17 protein-coding genes are annotated in these 17,090 nt (G+C 62.6%); 11 read left to right on the forward strand and 6 right to left on the reverse strand.

The genetic code is table 11. The features are described from left to right. The 8 genes from J3485_RS18645 to J3485_RS18680 form a co-directional block, all read left to right on the forward strand. A partial coding sequence (locus J3485_RS18645) for an alpha/beta fold hydrolase (RefSeq protein ID WP_206955885.1) occupies nt 1-743 on the forward strand: 743 nt, incomplete at its 5' end. A 215-nt stretch (nt 744-958) separates the two neighbouring features. Then, nucleotides 959-2,041, forward strand: a complete 1,083-nt coding sequence (locus J3485_RS18650) for a porin (RefSeq protein ID WP_206955886.1) — start codon at nt 959-961, stop codon at nt 2,039-2,041. Between the two features lie 58 nt (nt 2,042-2,099). Next, complete coding sequence (locus J3485_RS18655; RefSeq protein WP_206955887.1) at nt 2,100-3,173, forward strand: ABC transporter substrate-binding protein; 1,074 nt, start codon at nt 2,100-2,102, stop codon at nt 3,171-3,173. Between the two features lie 8 nt (nt 3,174-3,181). After that, nucleotides 3,182-4,750: a sugar ABC transporter ATP-binding protein gene (locus tag J3485_RS18660; RefSeq protein WP_206955888.1), complete on the forward strand. Its 1,569-nt coding sequence runs from the start codon at nt 3,182-3,184 to the stop codon at nt 4,748-4,750. Continuing rightward, a complete protein-coding gene (locus J3485_RS18665) occupies nt 4,747-5,664 on the forward strand; it encodes an ABC transporter permease (RefSeq protein WP_206955889.1) in 918 nt (305 codons plus the stop codon). Before J3485_RS18660 ends, J3485_RS18665 begins: the two co-directional genes overlap by 4 nt. A gap of 2 nt (nt 5,665-5,666) precedes the next feature. Further along, entirely contained in the window at nt 5,667-6,653 is a 987-nt protein-coding gene (locus J3485_RS18670) for an ABC transporter permease (RefSeq protein WP_206955890.1), read from the forward strand. Nucleotides 6,654-6,676: 23 nt separating this feature from the next. Further along, nucleotides 6,677-6,901, forward strand: a complete 225-nt coding sequence (locus J3485_RS18675) for a hypothetical protein (RefSeq protein ID WP_206955891.1) — start codon at nt 6,677-6,679, stop codon at nt 6,899-6,901. 82 nt (nt 6,902-6,983) lie between these two features. Further along, nucleotides 6,984-8,522, forward strand: a complete 1,539-nt coding sequence (locus J3485_RS18680) for a methyl-accepting chemotaxis protein (protein WP_206955892.1) — start codon at nt 6,984-6,986, stop codon at nt 8,520-8,522. Between the two features lie 36 nt (nt 8,523-8,558). Here the strand turns inward: J3485_RS18680 and aroE are convergent, their stop codons facing one another. The 5 genes from aroE to J3485_RS18705 are packed head-to-tail and all read right to left on the reverse strand — an operon-like array spanning nt 8,559 to nt 12,411. Further along, complete coding sequence (gene aroE, locus J3485_RS18685; RefSeq protein ID WP_206955893.1) at nt 8,559-9,392, reverse strand: shikimate dehydrogenase; 834 nt, start codon at nt 9,390-9,392, stop codon at nt 8,559-8,561. Nucleotides 9,393-9,399: 7 nt separating this feature from the next. Then, nucleotides 9,400-10,611, reverse strand: a complete 1,212-nt coding sequence (locus J3485_RS18690; RefSeq protein ID WP_206955894.1) for a CaiB/BaiF CoA transferase family protein — start codon at nt 10,609-10,611, stop codon at nt 9,400-9,402. Further along, the gene (locus tag J3485_RS18695; protein ID WP_206955895.1) at nt 10,611-11,069 is read right to left on the reverse strand and encodes a MaoC family dehydratase; all 459 of its coding nucleotides are present in this window, start codon (nt 11,067-11,069) and stop codon (nt 10,611-10,613) included. The genes J3485_RS18690 and J3485_RS18695 overlap by 1 nt, the downstream gene beginning before the upstream one ends. A gap of 2 nt (nt 11,070-11,071) precedes the next feature. Next, entirely contained in the window at nt 11,072-11,464 is a 393-nt protein-coding gene (locus tag J3485_RS18700) for a VOC family protein (protein WP_206955896.1), read from the reverse strand. Beyond that, nucleotides 11,461-12,411: a ketopantoate reductase family protein gene (locus J3485_RS18705; protein WP_206955897.1), complete on the reverse strand. Its 951-nt coding sequence runs from the start codon at nt 12,409-12,411 to the stop codon at nt 11,461-11,463. Before J3485_RS18705 ends, J3485_RS18700 begins: the two co-directional genes overlap by 4 nt. Nucleotides 12,412-12,506: 95 nt before the next feature. Here J3485_RS18705 and J3485_RS18710 point away from each other — a divergent pair, with 95 nt between their 5' ends. The 3 genes from J3485_RS18710 to J3485_RS18720 all read left to right on the forward strand — a co-directional run bounded on the left by J3485_RS18710 (nt 12,507) and on the right by J3485_RS18720 (nt 16,394). Continuing rightward, on the forward strand, nt 12,507-13,412 hold the full coding sequence (locus J3485_RS18710; RefSeq protein ID WP_206955898.1) for a LysR family transcriptional regulator: 906 nt from the start codon (nt 12,507-12,509) through the stop codon (nt 13,410-13,412). Nucleotides 13,413-13,599: 187 nt separating this feature from the next. Further along, nucleotides 13,600-15,147: a methyl-accepting chemotaxis protein gene (locus J3485_RS18715; protein ID WP_206955899.1), complete on the forward strand. Its 1,548-nt coding sequence runs from the start codon at nt 13,600-13,602 to the stop codon at nt 15,145-15,147. Between the two features lie 875 nt (nt 15,148-16,022). After that, nucleotides 16,023-16,394: a response regulator gene (locus J3485_RS18720; protein WP_206955900.1), complete on the forward strand. Its 372-nt coding sequence runs from the start codon at nt 16,023-16,025 to the stop codon at nt 16,392-16,394. On the opposite strand, the gene J3485_RS18725 is transcribed toward J3485_RS18720, so the two are convergent. Further along, the gene (locus tag J3485_RS18725; protein WP_206955901.1) at nt 16,369-17,067 is read right to left on the reverse strand and encodes a response regulator transcription factor; all 699 of its coding nucleotides are present in this window, start codon (nt 17,065-17,067) and stop codon (nt 16,369-16,371) included. The genes J3485_RS18720 and J3485_RS18725 overlap by 26 nt on opposite strands. Nucleotides 17,068-17,090: the final 23 nt, after the last annotated feature.

The following is a 17,090-nucleotide window of genomic DNA, read 5'->3' on the forward strand; positions in this document are numbered from 1 at the left end:
ATTCTCGCCGTTATCGTCATGTGGCGCACGCGCTGGTCGACGCGGGCTATGTCGTCTATGCGAGCGACCATCGGGGCCACGGCGAGGCAGCGCTCGCAGCCGGTACGCGCGGCGATTTCGGGCCGCGAGGATTCAATGGGCTCGTCGACGATATGGCGACGGTGAGTCGGCATTTACGTGAGCACCACCAGGATTTGCCGCTCGTGATGCTCGCGCACAGCATGGGTTCGTTCGCCGCGCAGATCTACCTGCTCGATCATGCGGCGTTGATCGACGCGCTTGCGTTGTCGGGAACGAGTGCACTCGAGTTGCTCGATCCGCGCCGCTCCGGCTGGACGCTCGAGACGGCCAATGGTCCGATTGAGCGGCCGCTCACGCCTGTGGATTGGTTGAGCCGTGACCCCGCGGTGCCGGCGGCGTATATCGCCGATCCGCTGTGCGGTTTCGCGCTGACCGAGGCGTCGCTGTTTTCGATTTTCGACGATGGCTTGCGGACTGCCGATCTCGCGCAATTCGAGGGCGTGCCGAAAGCGCTGCCGCTCTATCTCTTCACCGGCGATCAAGACTGCGTGAACGGCTATCTCGCGTGGTTCGAGCCGTTGGTTGCCCGGCTGCGGCGGGCGGGCTTCCGAGATCTGTCGACCCATGTTTATGGCGGTGCGCGTCATGAAGTGCTGAACGAGACGAACCGCGACGAGGTGATCGCGAACCTGGTTGCATGGTTGAAACGCGTCGCCCCGTAAGCGTTGGCTTTCCCGCGGCGGTCCGATCGCCGCGGGATTGAACCGGCGGACGCAGATAGAGGTAAGTTGACGTTCACTAATCGTTTAATTTAGTTAGGACTACGAAATAAATTAACGAGCGTACAAGAAGCGCAAAAGGAGGTGGTTGTAGATCGCAAAGTACCGAGTTTAGTTAGGACTACAAAATAAATTATCAGGCATCAAGGAGACGAAGCATGAAGCTGAGTTGTGGTTGGAAAGTACGATTGATAACGGCTGCAATCGGGCTGTCGGCGGCGGGCGCCTCGCACGCGCAAGGTAGCGTCACGCTCTATGGCGTATTGGATGCCGGGCTGCTCTACACGAGCAAGACGCTGGACAGCGCAACCGGTACCAATGCGGGTCATCAACTGTCGCTGATCGATGGGGGTTCCGCGGGGTCGCGATTCGGCATCAAAGGCGCTGAGGACCTGGGCGGCGGCACTCAGGTGATCTTCGATCTGGAAAGCGGCATCAGCATCGTCAATGGCGGCTTCGCCAATTCGGACGGCAACTTCTTCGGCAGACAAGCTTGGATCGGCCTCACTGGCCACCTCGGTACCGTGCAGGCAGGCTTGCAGTACTCGCCTTTCGTGTTGTCGCTGATCAACACCGATCCGCGCAACGTATCGTATTTCGGCAGTGCCGCGCCGATTTATGTCGGCAACGTTCTCGACACCGGTTTGTTCAACCCGAACGCCGTCTCTTACACGAGCCCCGTCATCGGCGGGTTGCAAGGCAGCGCCATGCTCGCGCTCGGCGGTGCGGCGGGTGATTTTCAGGCGGGGCGGCAATACAGCGCCCGTCTCAAGTACGAGCGCAACGGGTTGCTGCTCGATGCGGCGCTGTACAGCGGTAACGCGGGCGGTAGCGCGGCCTCGACACCGGTGCCGACCACCGTCGCTTTCACGGGGCGTGCGCTTGGCGCCGGCTATACGTTCGGCAACGTGACGATGAAGGCGTCGTTCGCCAACTACAAGGTGGCCGGCTCTTTCGACAGCCGTGTCTATGGTGGCGGCGCGAGCTATGCCGTCACGCCTGCGCTCGATGTCGATGCCGGGGCCTGGTACACGAGCGACGGCAACGACACGGCCAATCATTCGATTCTCGCGAGCGCCGGCGCCGAATACTCCTTGTCGAAGCGTACCGCGCTCTATGCGCAGGTTGCGTTCGCCGACAACCATGGCCGGATGAATACCGGCGTGTCGCTGAACGGCGCGCTATACGGCGTGGCCGGTTCCACCACCGGTGTGGCGCTCGGCATGCGCCACGCGTTCTAACGCCGCGTGTGGCGCGAACCCTTCGCGCCACATCCGTGAAACGAACATGGAGACGAACGTGATCGATACCCTCAAGAGAATCAAGACCCTGTTGCTGAGCTGCGCGCTGGCGTTGGCGGCGACCGGTGCTTCAGCGGCGGATTTGCAATTGTTGCCCGACGGCCTGCTTGCGCCGACTTCCGCTGTGCAAACCAAACCGGATCAATACAAGAAGGCCCCGCCCTGGCGGGTGGGTGTGTCGTTTGCCGGCGTCGGCAATAGCTGGATCGACCAAATGATCGAGGAGATGCGACATGAAGCGGCGGCGCACCGCGAGATCGGTCAATTCATTTTCACCGAGGCGGAGTGGAAGCCTGCGAAGCAAGTGTCCGACGTCGAGGATTTGCTCGCAAAGAAAATCGACCTCCTGATCATCGGGCCGATCTCGGAAGCGATCGGCGCGCCGCTCATTGCCGAAGCGGCTAAGCGCGGCATACCGGTGGTGACGTTCGGCGCATACGGCACTGCGACGCAATCCACCACGGAGATCATGGGAGGCGGGCGCGTCTTCGGGCGCCAAGGCGGTCAGTTCCTTTGCGATGCGTTGAAGGGTAAAGGCAAGATCTGGGCATTTCGGGGCGTAGCGGGCGTGGACGAGGAACAGCTTCGTTACGAGGGGTTTCGCCAAGCGGTCGACGCGTGCGGGCTCAAGATAACGAACGAGGTATTCGGAGACTGGAGCTATGCCAAGGGCAAGCAGCTTTGCGAGAACTTGGTGCTCTCGGGCCAGCCCGTCGATGGCATCTGGTTTTCAGGCGCTGAAATGACGCGTGCTTGCATCGACGTGTTCAAGGAAGTCGGCAAGCCGCTCGTGCCGATGACGGGCGAAGCCAATAACGGCTTTCTGCGCGTATGGCGTCAATCGGGCGTCAAGAGCATCGCGCCGATCTTCACGCCCGGCCTCGGCGCAGCCGTGGTACGCGCATCGGTTGCGATCCTGAGCGGCGAACCCGTCCATCGTTCGTACTTCTCCGAGCCGCCGCCGGTGACCGGTGCGACGCTGGATAAGTACTACCGTCCCGATCTGAACGACGCCTACTGGTTTCCGTCGACGCTGCCCGACGCGATGCTGGTGAAAATGTTTCATCGCTGAGGCTACCGATGACTACGCTCTTTGACGAATCGAGCGCGCCGGCGCGGGTGGCGCTACGCGGCGTATCGAAAGCGTTCGGCCGCACGCAGGCGCTATCGCGTGTGACGCTCACGGGCGCGCCGGGCTCGGTTCACGCGATCACGGGAGAGAACGGGGCCGGTAAGTCGACGCTGATGAAGCTGCTGGCCGGTGTGCATACGCCCGATGAGGGTGAAATTCTTCTCGACGGCGAATGCGTGCATCTGGGCAGTCCGGGCCAGGCACGCCGAGCCGGCGTATCGACGGTTTTTCAAGAACTCACGGTGCTGCCGAACTTGAGCGTGGCGGAAAACCTCTGCCTCGGCCGGGAGCCGCGTCGCTACGGCCTGTTGGATCGCGCGGGCCTTCATCGGGCCGCCGCCGACGTGTTGGAGCGCGCCGGTATCGATCTGGATGGTCGAAAGCCCTGCACGACGCTGACGGTGGCCCAGCAGCAGTTGCTCGAAGTGGCGAAGGGCCTCGTGAGCGATGCACGTGTGTTTATCTTCGACGAACCCACGGCGCCGCTCAACGCAGCTGAAGTCGACAAGCTCGAGCACTTGATCGCGCGGCTCAAGCGCGAAGGCAAACTTGTCTTTTACATCAGTCATCGGCTCGACGAGATCTTTCGCTTTTGCGACACCGTCTCGGTCATGAAAGATGGCCGACATGTGGCAACGCATTGTGCGAGCGATCTGACCGAGGATGAACTGATCAGACTGATGGTCGGCCGCGAGTTGACGGCACTGTTTCCGCCGCGGCGTGCCGAGCGAGGCGGTGCGATCGCGCTCGACGTCGGCGAGTTGACCGTGCGAGCCGGCGCCGCCGCCGTGTCGTTCGACGTGCGGCTAGGCGAGATCGTTGGCATCGCCGGGCTCGAAGGGCACGGGCAACGGGAGATCATGCGCGCGCTGGCTGGTATCGAGCGGCCTGAGCATAGTGAAATTCGCTTGACCGACGAACAGGGCACGCCGCGGCGATTCAACCCCGGCGGCGGCCCGCGCGCCGCGGTACGGCAAGGCTTGGCTTTGATGCCCGAGGACCGCAAGACTGAAGGGCTGTACCTCGATCTGACGGTGCAAGAGAACATCTGGCACGGTGCGTTGCGTGGCGTTGCCCTTTGGCGGCGCGCCCGACGCGATCAGCGCTTGATCGGTCGGACGTCCGCCGCCATGCGCTTGCGCTGTCGGCCGACCGATACGGTCGGCTCGCTGTCGGGTGGCAATCAGCAAAAGGTGATGCTCGGGCGTTGGCTTGCGGCCGGCATCCGCGTGTTGCTCGTCGAGCAACCGACGCGCGGTGTCGATATCGGCGCGAAGGCTGAAATCTATGGCCTGCTGCGCGAATTCACCGCACAAGGTGGTGCTGTCGTCGCCGTTTCGGGGGATCTGCTCGAACTGATCGGGCTGTGCGATCGCATTCTCGTCGTGCGCGACGGGGCGCTCGTCGCCGATCTGCCCGCCGAACACGCTACCGAGGAACAGGTGCTGACGCATGCGCTACGCGAAGCCTCGACTGCCGACGGCCGCGCCGCGGCCGTAACCGGAGACGCGCGATGAACCGAGCTCGTTCGGGTTTGACTCGCTACACGGCAGGGCTTCCTGCCATCGCCTGCGTGGCGATGTTGATCACGGTGCCAGGCTTTCGCGATCCGCAGAACCTCGCCAACTTCAGCGGACAGATCACGGCGCTGTTGATCGTATCGCTCGGACAGATGTTCGTCGCGCTCACGGCGGGCATCGATCTGTCGGTCGGATCGGCGATGAGTCTTGCGAGCTGCATCGTCGCGACGCAACCCGATCCGCTTGCGGGTGTCGCGCTCGCGTTGGCGGCGGGTGCGGCGATTGGGCTTGTCAACGGTATAGGCGTCGCCTACGCGAACGTGCATCCGCTCGTTATGACGCTCAGCACCGCCACATTTCTCAAGGGCCTTTGCTACATCGTGCTGTCGATTCCGGGCGGCTACATAGCGCCTGTGCTGGTGCGGCTTGCCACTGCGACGGCGGCGGGCTTGCCGGTTTCGTTTTTCTGGTGCGCGGCGGCGCTCTGTATCGCATCGCTGACATTGCGGCGCAGTCGCTTCGGGCTTTACCTTTTCGCGCTCGGCGTAAATCCGCGCAGCGCGCATTTGAACGGAGTGCGCGTTGCGGCCACGACCGTCATGGCATACGTCGCTTGCAGCTTGATCGCCGTCGTTGCAGGCGTTTTCCTCGCAGCGCGCGTCTCGGCCGGTGACCCGGGGCTTGGCGACGAGTTCGCGCTCGAATCGGTTGCGGCCGTTGCGCTCGGTGGCGTGCAACTCACTGGCGGCATCGGCAGTGGCACCGCCGTTCTTGCCGGCGCTTTCTCGCTGGGGCTGATGACGAACGGATTGAATCTGCTCGGTATCTCGCCGTTCTTGAGCGCCGTCGTGACGGGTCTTTTGTTGTTGACGGCGGTCAGCGTGCAGCGCCGCCGTGTCGTGGGGTTATGACCATGAAAACGCTTATTTTTCGTCTTTCGCCGGCGATGGCGCCGCTGCATCGCGCGGCGGCTCGATGCGTGGGGTCGCCGCCGGCCTATGCGGCGAGCCTATTGCTGGTTGCGTGCGCGGCCATTTGGCGAACGAATCTCGTGACGCCGACGATGTTGTTGCTGATTCTGCGGCAAGCCGCACCGCTGGGCGTCGCCGTGATTGGACAGTCGCTGACGATCCGGTGCCGCTCGCTCGATTTGTCGATCGGCGGCATCGCGGCGGCGAGCACGTATTTGCTCACCTGCGGCGTCATGCACATGTCCGCGCCACTGGCGCTTGTGCTATGCGTCCTGTTCGGCGCGGCTATCGGCGCGCTCAATGGATTGTTGATCGCGCGTGTGCGGGCTTCGGCGGTGCTCGTCACGCTGGCGGTGTCGATGGTGCTCTCGGGTACCGTGATTGCGTTGAGCCGGATGCATGCACCGGGCGATGCCCCTATGCTGCTGACCGACTTCGCGGCCGCTCGTCTCGGGCGTGTCCCATTGGCGCCGCTCGTGTGGCTGGCGCTGCTCGTGCCGACCGCGCTGTTTTTGCGGCGCAGCGCGTTCGGTGCGGCGCTCGATGCGATCGGCGCCAATCCGCGTGCCGCGGAGCTGTCGGGCATGCCCTATCTCCAAGTGCCGTTCATCGCGCATGTCGTTTCGGGAGCGACGGCGGCATGCGGCGGATTGTTGCTGCTCAGCTTCGTCGGCGTTGGCAGCGTGACGCTCGGCGCCGATCTCACGCTGAACTCGCTTGCCGCAACGGTGCTCGGCGGCGTGTCGTTCGGCAGCGGGCGCGGCGCGATGGCAGGACCGGCGGTGGCCGCGTTCATGATGGTCTTTCTGTTCAACTTGCTCACGAGCTTCGGGCTCGGCGAAGCGGGGCATCTGATGATGGAGGGGGCGATCATCGGTGCGGCGGCGCTTGCCTATTCGCTGCGCGGCACGGCCGCCGCACATACGTGATTCGACTTTAAAGAGGAATCCTAATGAAACGGACACTTGGATGGCTGACGGCGTTCATCGTCGCATCGTCGGCAATCGCGGCGAGTGTTGCGAGCGGTGTGATCGGCTTCGGGGGCCTCGGTAGCTTCGGCGGCGAGGAGGCCGCAAGGCTTGCCGGATGTGCTGCGACGGTCGCAATCGGTGCCGCGATCGGGCTCGTTGTGCGTAGGCGCGGTGCTCGGCCGGCGAAGCCTCGCGCCATGCGATAAGTGTGTTGCTCGGCTCGGCTGCACGGGTGGCGTATCGGTCGATTGGTGGCAGTGGTGCTCGAATGAATGGTTAGGAGTGCGAATGAACCGATGGATCTCGATGGGGATGGTCCCGGGCAGAAAATGGATGCGATGCCTTGGCTTTCGGGCGAAGTTCGCTGTACTCGGCCTATTGACGGCAGCGTGTGCGGCGAATATGGCGGCCGCCTCGTTGGCGTCGCTCACAGCATCGTTCGCTGCGTCGGTGACGCGTGTCGGATCGGGCATCGCTCTTTTCGCATTGCTTTACCTCGGTGCGGCATTCCGAGCCGAGCTGCTCGCGTCGCTTGCGCAGTTGCGGCGCATGATCGACGCGGTCGGCGCCGGTAACTTGTGCGAGTCGATCGAGGTCTTGGGTTGCGACGACGTCGCTGATGCCGGTACACGAATCGAGGCCATGACGCAGCGGCTTTCGCAAATGGTCGCGCGAAGCCGGAGCGAGTCCGAACTCATTGCCATGGCGGGGCGCCGCTTGACGACTAGCGCGCGCGAGCTAGCGAGCCGTACCGAGGCTCAGGCAGCGAACTTGCAGCAAACGGCGACGAGCGTGACGCAACTGAACGCGACGACGGCGCGCAGTGTCGACGATGCGCGTGCTGTGACACAGCTTGCCGATCGCGTACGCGAAGGCGTGGATGCGGGTGTGGTGCTCGTCGACCGTTCGCTTCATGCGATGAACCGGATCGAGGCGCAATCGCGTCAGATGCGCGAGATCGTCGCGATCATCGATGGCATTGCGTTTCAGACGAACATCCTTGCGCTGAACGCCGCGGTGGAATCGGCGCGCGCCGGAGCGGCCGGGCGCGGATTTGCCGTGGTGGCGAGCGAAGTGCGCGTGCTCGCGCACCGCAGTGCGCAAGCGGCTACCGGCGTGAAGAAGCTGATCGACGATTCGACGGCGCAGGTGGCGCAAGGCGTGGAATCGATCGGTAAACTCACTAGTTCGCTCGCGAACATGGCAGAGGGTGTTCGCGAAACGGTTTGTCGAATGCATGCCATTTCGCTGGCGAACGAGGAGCAGGCAACGAGCCTGAACGAGATTTCGGCGGCGGTGACCGAACTCGAACGAATCACGCAAAGCAACGCGACGATGGCCGATGCGGCGCTCGGCTCGGCTGAAAAACTACATCAGCAGGCGGAGCTTCTGGGGCGCTCGGTCGGCGACGTTCGGCTGCGCCAAGGTTGCGCGGACGAAGCGAAGGCTTTGGTCGAGCGGGCCGCGCAATTGATCGATTCAACCGACATCGCACGGGCGAGGGCGCAATTCCATTCGCGTGACGGCGGCTTCATCGATCGGGATTTGTTCGTGTTCGTGCTCGATCGCGAAAACTACTTTCGGGCGTTCGGCGCGAATCCCGCGAAGGCCGATCACCCGGCGGTGGCCGCGCCTGGCACCGATATCGCGGAACTCTGCGCGCGCATCTGGTATGCGGCTGATAGAGGCGGCGACTGGATCGAATACCGGGCGCCACACCCTGCGACGAACGCGCTGACCGACAAGATCGGATATGCCTTGTCCGCGGCGGGCGGCCGGTATGCGGTTGTATGCGCGGTCAACCGGGCTGCCGTACAGGCGCGGTGATTGGCTGGCATATCCGAATCCGCGGCTCCGCCGTGTTCAATCTAGAGGAATCGCTAGCCGATCGATCACGGCGCTGGTCTGGGGACGCACGCCGCGCCACCATGCGAACGCTTCCGCTGCCTGTTCGACCAACATGCCTACGCCGTCCGTGACACCATGCACCCCCGCGTTGCGCGCGAGGCGAAGGAATGGCGTCAATCCCTTGCCGTATGCTAGCTCATAGGCCGTGCCATCCGGGCTGAAGACGCTCGGCGGGACGGGCGGTAGGTCGCCGGTCAGACTGGCCGACGTGGCATTGACGACCAGATCGAAGCGCCCCAGCCGTTCGAGATCGGAATAGCCGCACGCGATGAGCGGGCCTCGCCCCGCGACGCTAGCGACAAGCGCGTCGACTTTGGACACGTCGCGGTTTGCCACGACCAATTCGGCCGGATGAGCCGCCAAGAACGGCAATAGCGCACCGCGTGCGGCGCCGCCGGCACCGAGCATCAGCACGCGCTTGCCGACCATCGGCAGGCGCAGATTGACCTCGATGTCGCGGACGAGTCCGATACCGTCGAAATTGTCGGCGAGAAGGCGTCCGTCTTCGAACTTGACGGTATTGGCGGCGCCCGCCAGCGTTGCGCGCTCGCTGCGATCGTTCGCCATTGCGAAGGCTTCGAGCTTGAACGGTGCGGTAACGTTCATGCCCTTCCCGCCCCTGGAGGCGAATGTTCGCACTACGTCTTGGAAAGCATTGCGCGGTTCCAGCGGCCCCTCGATCGCCGTATAGCTCATATCCTGCCGCGTCTCTTGCGCGAAAAGGCTATGAATCAGCGGCGATTTCGTGTGCCCGATCGGATTGCCGACCACTGCGTACTGATCTTTCATCTTTACCTCACTTCGAATAAAGCACGCCTGCGGTTTGCATCGCGTCGATTTCAGCCGGATCGAAACCCAGCGAGCGCGCCACTTCCGTGTTGTGCTGTCCCAGATCCGGTGCGACATCGCGAATCGTCGTATCGCAATCGGAGAACCGAAACGGCAGATTGGGAAGGCGCAGCGTTCCGTAGCGTGGATGCTGTTGCTCGATCACCATGCCTCTTGCCTGGATTTGCGGATCGGCCAGCACTTCGTCGATGCGCTGAACCTTCGCGCAGGGAACGTCGATGCCATCGAGCAATGCGAGGATCGACGCCACTGGGCGGGCGCTCACCCAAGACTCGACGACTGACAGGATGTGCGACCGATGCGCATTACGTCCAACGCTGTCGCGCAATCGCGGGTCGGCCCCAAAGCCCGTCGGGCCGCCATACGCCTCGATCAACCTCGCAAAGCGTTGCCACGCATCGTCCACCTGCGCCGCGATGACGAGATCGCCGTCTGCGGCGCGAAATACGCCATACAGCGTGGAGGTCGGCATGTCGTGTCCTGCCTGTTCGGGCAGCACGCCTCGCAGCGTATAGCCTTGCACCGCATACTCGTGCATTGACACCAGCGTGTCGTACAGCGCCATATCGATGTGCTGGCCACGTCCGCTTTTCGCGCGGCCCAGCAATGCAGCATTGATAGCCGCAACCGCGTGGATACCCGTGTACATGTCGCCGAGCGAGATGCGCAACAGCGGAGGCCGCTCGCCCGGTGTGCCGACCATTTGCATGATGCCGCTTTTGGCTTCGGCGATCAGTCCGAAGCCGGCGCGATGTGCATCCGGTCCCGTATGGCCATAAGCGGAGATCGAGCAGTACACCAGGCCCGGATTGCTTGCCGATAGCGCTTCGTAGCCTAACCCCAACTTCTCGAGAGCGCCCGGCCGGTAGTTTTCGATGAACACGTCTGCCGAGTCGCACAGTCGTTGCATGAACATCTTGCCGCGCGGATCTTTCACGTCGACGCTGACGCCGCGCTTACCCATGTTGAGCTGCAGGAAATAGCCGCTTTGCCGATCGTCGAGCACCGTGGCGTGCTGGCGTCCGGCGTCGCCGGTCCCGGGGCGCTCGACCTTGATGACTTCGGCGCCGAGCGCCGCGAGGCAGCGGCCCACGTAAGGCCCCGCGAGGAAGTGGCTGTAATCGACGACGCGGATACCTTCGAGAGGGCGGGCCTGCATCAGAACGCTCCCGGCCGTCGCGGCACCATCAGGCGGTGCTCGCCGTGTTGAACCACGTCGCCATCCTGATTGATCAACGCCGAAGGCAGCACGACGATACCCCAGCTCGGGCGGCTTTTGCTCGCGCGCATCGAGCCCACATGAAACTTCACGTGCAAGACGTCGTTGACCTTGATCGGCAACACGAAATCCCAGGTCCAGCCGAGCGACATGCCGGGCAGGAAGCGGTAGTCGCTCTGCGTCTTGAGGCCATCGGCGATCGATAGTCCAAACAGCCCGTGTGCCACGATGCAGCCGAAATGGCTCGCGTTCGCATAGTGCTCGTCGACGTGCACCGGGGTATGGTCGCCGGTAAGATCGGCGTAAGCGAGGATGCGTTCTTTCGTCACGCTGTAATGCGGGCTGACGCATTCGTCGCCTTCCCGCGCATCGTCCCAGTATTTTTCTGCGATCGCCATGTTTACCCCTTCGCGCGCGGGTTGATTGCGAGCACTCGCGCAACGCACGAGGCCGGCTCGGCCTGAATGAGTTCGACGGTAAGGCCGTCCGGCAGACGTAGCCAGTTACGTCCCTGAAGCATTTCGGTCACACCGAATCGCTGCGCCGCGGTGAGCGCGGCTTCCAAGTCTTCGCACATCACGCCCAGGTGGGCGAGCCGCCCTTCGGGCCCTTCGTATCGGGGAGCTTGGATGAACTGGAGTCCGCCGATCGTCCAGTACTGACACGGTTCCTCGCGTGTGCCGTCCACTTCGCGCAGGGTCATGCCTAGGACTTCTTCAAAGAAACGGATGTGCCAGTGGATGTCCTTCACCCAGATGGCGACATGTTCGAGGTACGCCTTCGGGATGCTCATGCCGAGATCTCCTCGCGTCGACGGTCGGCCATTGCGCGTTCAATTCCCTTGATGCAGGCGACGAGCGTGGCATTGACCGGTGTCGGTACGCCATGCTGCTGCCCGCATCGCACAACCGAACCGTTGATGAAGTCAATTTCCGTGATCGAGCCCTTCTCCAGGCTCTGCAGCATGGATGTCTTGAACGAAGCGGGTAGACCTTCGGCGGCCAATGTCCAGGCTTCTTCGGGGTCTGCCATCGACAGCTTGACGCCGGCTGCCTGCGCGGCCGCGATCGCTTCTGTCACCGCCGCGAGCGAGGCTTCCTTCAGCAGCGGCTCGTCATAGAGCTGTCCATAGGTCAGACCCGTGATGCCGGTGAGCGCTCCGGTCGCGACATTGACCAGCAACTTGTCCCACATCGTGCCGACGATGTTGTCGCTGACGCTCGTAGCGAGCCCCGCGGCATTGAAGGCATGGGCGATTGCCTTTACACGGGGTGTGATGCGACCGTTGAGCTCGCCGATATAGGTGTGCTTGCCGACCACGCCGGACTCGATGTGTCCGGCACCGCGCAGCACGCCGCCGACGTAGGTCTTGCCCGCGAGCACCCGCTCGCGGCCGACCACGTCGGCGAGAATGTCCTCATGGCCGAGGCCGTTTTGCAATGACAGCACCGTGGTGTCGGGCCCGATCAGTGCGCGCGCGCCGCGCATCGCCGCATCGGTATGGAACGACTTCACGAGAACAATCACGAGTTCCGCGACGCCGACTTCGCTGGCCTGCGTCGTCGCGCGGACGGAAACATACGTCGAGTTGCCGGCGCCGTCGACGCGAAGTCCATCGCGGCACATGGCGTCGACGTGCGTCGCCGATCTATCGATCAGCCAGGTCTCGTGGCCGCCTTCGGTGAGCGTGGCGCCGATCGCGCAACCGAGTGCGCCCGTGCCGAGAATCGCAATCTTCAATGGCTTCTCCTTGATGTGCCGCCAAAGATAGGACTCGCCGCGCATGCTGACAATGCAATGATTACAATAGCCGTATTGCCACACGCAATAACGCTATGATGCTGACCGATCTACCGGACCTCAAGCTGCTGCAGCTCTTCGACCTTCTTTACGACATGCGCAGCGTCACCCGCGTGGCCGAGCAGCTCGGCCAGAGTCAGCCAACCGTCAGCATCTGGCTCGGACGCTTACGGGAATATCTTCACGACCCGTTGTTCATTCGAACGCCTGGCGGCATGGTGCCGACGCCGCAGGCCGATGCGTTGATCGGGCAGTGTCGGGAAATCCTCGAATCGCTGCGGCGATTCACTGCGTGGGAGATTGCGTTCGATCCTGCTACTGCGCAGCGGCGCTTTCGCATTTGCATGACCGACGCGAGCCATATAACGCTGCTGCCGCGGCTACTCGCGCATGTTCGTGCGCAGGCGCCCGGCATTCGACTGGAAGCGACGAGGATCGACGGCAACCTGGAACAGGCGCTGGAGTCCGGCGAGGCGGACCTCGCGATTGGCTACGTACCTTCGCTGGGCGGCGGTATTTATCAGCAGCAGTTGTATACGCAGGACTGGGTATGCCTAGCCAACCGCCATCATCCGAGGATTCGCGGCCGGCTGGGGCCGAGGCAATATCGTTCGGAGGGGCACGTGGCCATCACGGCCGGGACCGGCGCGCAACTCCTCGAACAGGTGCTGATGCGGGAACGCATCGAACGGCAGGTCGTATTGGCGCTACCGGGGTTTCTCGGGCTCGGGGCGATCATCCAGAGCACCGACCTTATCGCCACGCTGCCTCGCCACATCGGCGAGACCCTGGCGCAGGCCAATGACTTGGCGGTTCATGCATGCCCGATCCCCGTGGAGGGGTTCGCGGTCCGTCAGCATTGGCACACTCGATACCATCACGAGGCGGGGAATCGTTGGCTGCGGAGTTTGGTGCATCAGCTATTTGGGCGTTCGTGCTGATTGGAGGGCGATCGAGTTTTTCATGATCTCGGTTCCGTTTCGAACATCGCACGCGTCCGTGCGATAGGCGCGCAATTCTAGGGTATGCTCGAATGACGTCTGAGCCTACAGCACCGCAAATGCACCTTAATCCCGCGCGAGAGATGCCGATATATGTACCAAATAGTTAATCTCGCGAGGTGCTCGTATGAAGTTACGCACGAAACTAACTATCCTCGTTGGCGCCGCCCTCGTTGGCGTCTTACTGCTCGCTGGCGTGGCGCTGCAAACGTTGAGGGGGGCATTGATAGACAGCCGACGGGACGAGGTCGTGACGCTGCTGACGAAAGCAGAACATCTCGTCAACGGGTATCGAGAGTTGGAGGCGCGCGGGACACTCACGCGCGAGCAGGCACAGCAGCAGGCGAAGGAAGCATTGTCGCGACTCAACGCCAATACGAAGAGCTACTATTGGGTGACGACCTCCGACGGCATTAACCTAGTGCATCCGAATCCGGTGTTCATCGGCACGAAGGCCAAAGGCAATCGGACGACCGATGGAAGGACCGATAGCGAGGCTTACCGTGACGGGATGGCGCAATCGCATTTCGCACTCGTCGACATATTGGTCAAACGTAGTCCCGACGCAGCGCCTGAGCCGAAACTGCAAGGCGTCGTCGCGATCCCGGACTGGGATTGGTGGATCGGCACGGGCTTCTTTTATGACGACATCGATGCGGCCTTCATGAAGCTCGCGGTAACACTGGCTTCGGTCACGCTCGGGATTGCAGCGATTCTTTCGGCTATCGCATGGGCCGTGTTGCGCAGTATTAGGCGTACGCTGGGCGGCGAGCCTATGCACGCGACGCGCGTTGCCGTGCAGATCGCTGACGGCAACTTGGACGTGCAGCTCGATGTGGGGAAGGCCGAGCCGGGCAGCCTGCTCGCGGCCTTAGGCGAGATGAAGAAGCGGCTTAGCGGGATGATCGCGGAGATTCAGTCCGTGAGTCAGTGCATCGCGCATGGTGCAGGTGAGATTGCGCAAGGCAATCTGGATCTATCGCAGCGCACGGAGGAGCAGGCGGCCTCGTTGCAGGAAACGGCCGCGAGCATGGAGCAGATCACCTCGACCGTGAAGCAGAACGCCGATAATGCGCGACAGGCTACGGGCATCGTCGGTTCGGCAAAGGAGGCGACGGAACGCGGCGGCGCGGTCGTTCAAGAAGTGATCGCTACGATGCAGCAGATTGCAGGTCAGTCCGTGCGCATTGCGGACATCACGTCGGTCATCGAGGGCATCGCGTTTCAGACGAACATTCTTGCGCTGAACGCGGCCGTCGAAGCGGCACGGGCGGGGGAGGACGGCCGCGGGTTCGCCGTCGTGGCGGCGGAGGTGCGTTCGCTGGCGCAACGCAGTGCGGCTGCGGCTCGCGACATCAAGGATCTGATTCAGGCGTCGGTCGTGAAGGTGGACGACGGCAGCCGTCTCGTCGCGGTGGCCGGCGAGCGCATGGCGGAGATCGTCCACTCGATTGCTCAGGTGGCCGACATCATGGGCGAAATCTCATCGGCATCGGAAGAGCAGAGCACCGGCATCGAGCAGGTCAGCCGCGCGGTTACGCAGATGGACGACGTGACGCAGCAGAATGCCGCGCTAGTCGAACAAGCGGCCGCAGCGGCAGCGTCGCTCGACGAACAGACGGCGAAGCTGCATTCGGCGGTATCGGTGTTCAGGCTTGGCCTATCGATGCGCTGAGAGCAGCGTAACGCCCGAACTTGCACCCGATGCGATCGGACGGATAGGACGGCTCGTCATTGAATACAGATACGGCTCAGGTCGACCGTCCTGCGAAATACGCTTCTGTTCAGCCACGGCACGAACGTGTACTCGTAGTAAGCGTGTGTGGAAACATGGATCCAGTGACTCAAGACGTTCGACATAGCCCTTACCCGTAAATCGACCCGCCGTACGCATGCTGCATTCGCTGCGTACGGCATGACCGCACATCGGCCATGAGACAAAGGTAGGACTACTGCGTCTTCAACGCCATTCTACGAATGGTTTGCCTCGCTCCTGCATTGGCATGCGGCCTTCATACGCACGTATATCCGTATTGGACCCGAGGCATGTGTCGGTGCATCGCCGCGGCCTGTTCAGCCAGGCGACTTCATCGTTTCGGCACGGAGATGCGATCGGCCGCGCGGCCGTTGGAGAGCACACACATGATCGGCACATGCGTAGCGGATGTCGCTGGCCCTGGTAGGGAGCCGGGCCGGTTGCGACCGCTCAGGACGATGATCGGAAAGCGCCGCCGGTTTCGATAAGGGCGTGCGCGGCCTCGCTGCGGTTTCGTCGACATGAGCGCCTTCCGCGGAAAAAGGTAACGAATACATCGCGCAAATCGGGGCGGTACATATTCACGATAGACGAACGGCGCGCAATGCACAAACCTACGAACGGCTGGTTCGGCTCCGACGAGGGGTTGAGCCGATCATCCTTTCGTATAGGATGCTGCTCGATACGTTCGTATAGTGTCCGTTCCGGCGCTTCCAGCCTAGACTGCCGTCATCAACGCGTGCCAGATGTCGACTTGATCACGCTGCATTGTCCGACGCAGCGAGGAGTGACGTATGGGTGCCGGCCGAACCGTTTCGATCGTCGACGATGATGAGGCTGTCCGTTTGGCCGTCGCAAGCCTGGTTCGTTCATTGGGTTGGGAGGCGCGACTGTTCACGTCGGCTGAGGACTATCTCGCGTCCGCACACATGGGCGACGCGACTTGCTTGATCTCCGATGAGCGCATGTCGGGTATGTCCGGCACCGCCATGCACGATCGTCTTCTGCAACTCGGCTATGCAACGCCGACCATTTTCATCACCGCGTTTCCAACGCCGGAACTGTGCGCAAAAATCGGCACGAACGAGGTCTTGGCCGTGATCGAAAAGCCGTTCGACGCGCGTTCGATCGAACATTGGCTCAACGTTGCGCTGAACCGGCCATGACGTTCGGCGCGCGCAACTGCGGCTTGACGTGCAGCGCTTCTGCCTTTCTGACCAGATCGGCCAGCGAGCGAGCGCCCATCTTCTTCATGACCTGGCCGCGATGAATCTTCACGGTGATCTCGCTGAGATTCAGCGCCGACGCAATCTGCTTGTTCAGCATGCCGCCCACCACGAATTCCAACACCTCGCGTTCGCGCGGCGTCAGCGATTCGTAGGATGCATGCAGTGAGGCAATCGATCGTTCGGCAGCGAGACGCTCGCTGTCCCGCGCCAATGCGCTCGAAACCGCATCGAGCATGTCTTGCTCGCGGAACGGCTTGGCAAAGAAGTCGATCGCGCCCGCCTTCATCGCTTTCACCGTCATCGCAATGTCGCCATGCCCCGTCATGAATACGATCGGCATGTACAGGCCGCTTTTTGCCAACTCGTCCTGAAACGCGAGCCCGCTTTCGCCGCGCAATCGCACATCGAGTACGAGGCAACTCGGCGTTTCCTCCTTGGGGAACGCGAGGAACGTTTGCGACGATTCGAATGTCACGACGTGCAGCCCAGTCGAGCGAAAGAGGCTGCTGAGCGCCAATCGCATCCCTTCGTCATCGTCCACGACATAGACGACGGGCCGCTTGTCGCCCGCCGCGCTGCCGGCCGGCGCCGGATCGGAACCCAGGCTCATCCCATGCCCCTTCTCGGTGGGAT

This window comes from Trinickia acidisoli, assembly GCF_017315725.1.
Taxonomy (GTDB): Bacteria; Pseudomonadota; Gammaproteobacteria; order Burkholderiales; family Burkholderiaceae; genus Trinickia; species Trinickia acidisoli.

What these genes read in the sequence shown, in the direction of transcription:
- J3485_RS18650 (WP_206955886.1), top strand. Translation starts at nt 959, where the DNA reads ATGAAGCTGAGTTGTGGTTGGAAAGTACGATTGATAACGGCTGCAATC.
- J3485_RS18660 (WP_206955888.1), top strand. Translation starts at nt 3,182, where the DNA reads ATGACTACGCTCTTTGACGAATCGAGCGCGCCGGCGCGGGTGGCGCTA.
- J3485_RS18665 (WP_206955889.1), top strand. Translation starts at nt 4,747, where the DNA reads ATGAACCGAGCTCGTTCGGGTTTGACTCGCTACACGGCAGGGCTTCCT.
- J3485_RS18670 (WP_206955890.1), top strand. Translation starts at nt 5,667, where the DNA reads ATGAAAACGCTTATTTTTCGTCTTTCGCCGGCGATGGCGCCGCTGCAT.
- J3485_RS18675 (WP_206955891.1), top strand. Translation starts at nt 6,677, where the DNA reads ATGAAACGGACACTTGGATGGCTGACGGCGTTCATCGTCGCATCGTCG.
- J3485_RS18680 (WP_206955892.1), top strand. Translation starts at nt 6,984, where the DNA reads ATGAACCGATGGATCTCGATGGGGATGGTCCCGGGCAGAAAATGGATG.
- aroE (WP_206955893.1), bottom strand. Translation starts at nt 9,392, where the DNA reads ATGAAAGATCAGTACGCAGTGGTCGGCAATCCGATCGGGCACACGAAA.
- J3485_RS18690 (WP_206955894.1), bottom strand. Translation starts at nt 10,611, where the DNA reads ATGCAGGCCCGCCCTCTCGAAGGTATCCGCGTCGTCGATTACAGCCAC.
- J3485_RS18695 (WP_206955895.1), bottom strand. Translation starts at nt 11,069, where the DNA reads ATGGCGATCGCAGAAAAATACTGGGACGATGCGCGGGAAGGCGACGAA.
- J3485_RS18700 (WP_206955896.1), bottom strand. Translation starts at nt 11,464, where the DNA reads ATGAGCATCCCGAAGGCGTACCTCGAACATGTCGCCATCTGGGTGAAG.
- J3485_RS18710 (WP_206955898.1), top strand. Translation starts at nt 12,507, where the DNA reads ATGATGCTGACCGATCTACCGGACCTCAAGCTGCTGCAGCTCTTCGAC.
- J3485_RS18715 (WP_206955899.1), top strand. Translation starts at nt 13,600, where the DNA reads ATGAAGTTACGCACGAAACTAACTATCCTCGTTGGCGCCGCCCTCGTT.
- J3485_RS18720 (WP_206955900.1), top strand. Translation starts at nt 16,023, where the DNA reads ATGGGTGCCGGCCGAACCGTTTCGATCGTCGACGATGATGAGGCTGTC.
- J3485_RS18725 (WP_206955901.1), bottom strand. Translation starts at nt 17,067, where the DNA reads ATGAGCCTGGGTTCCGATCCGGCGCCGGCCGGCAGCGCGGCGGGCGAC.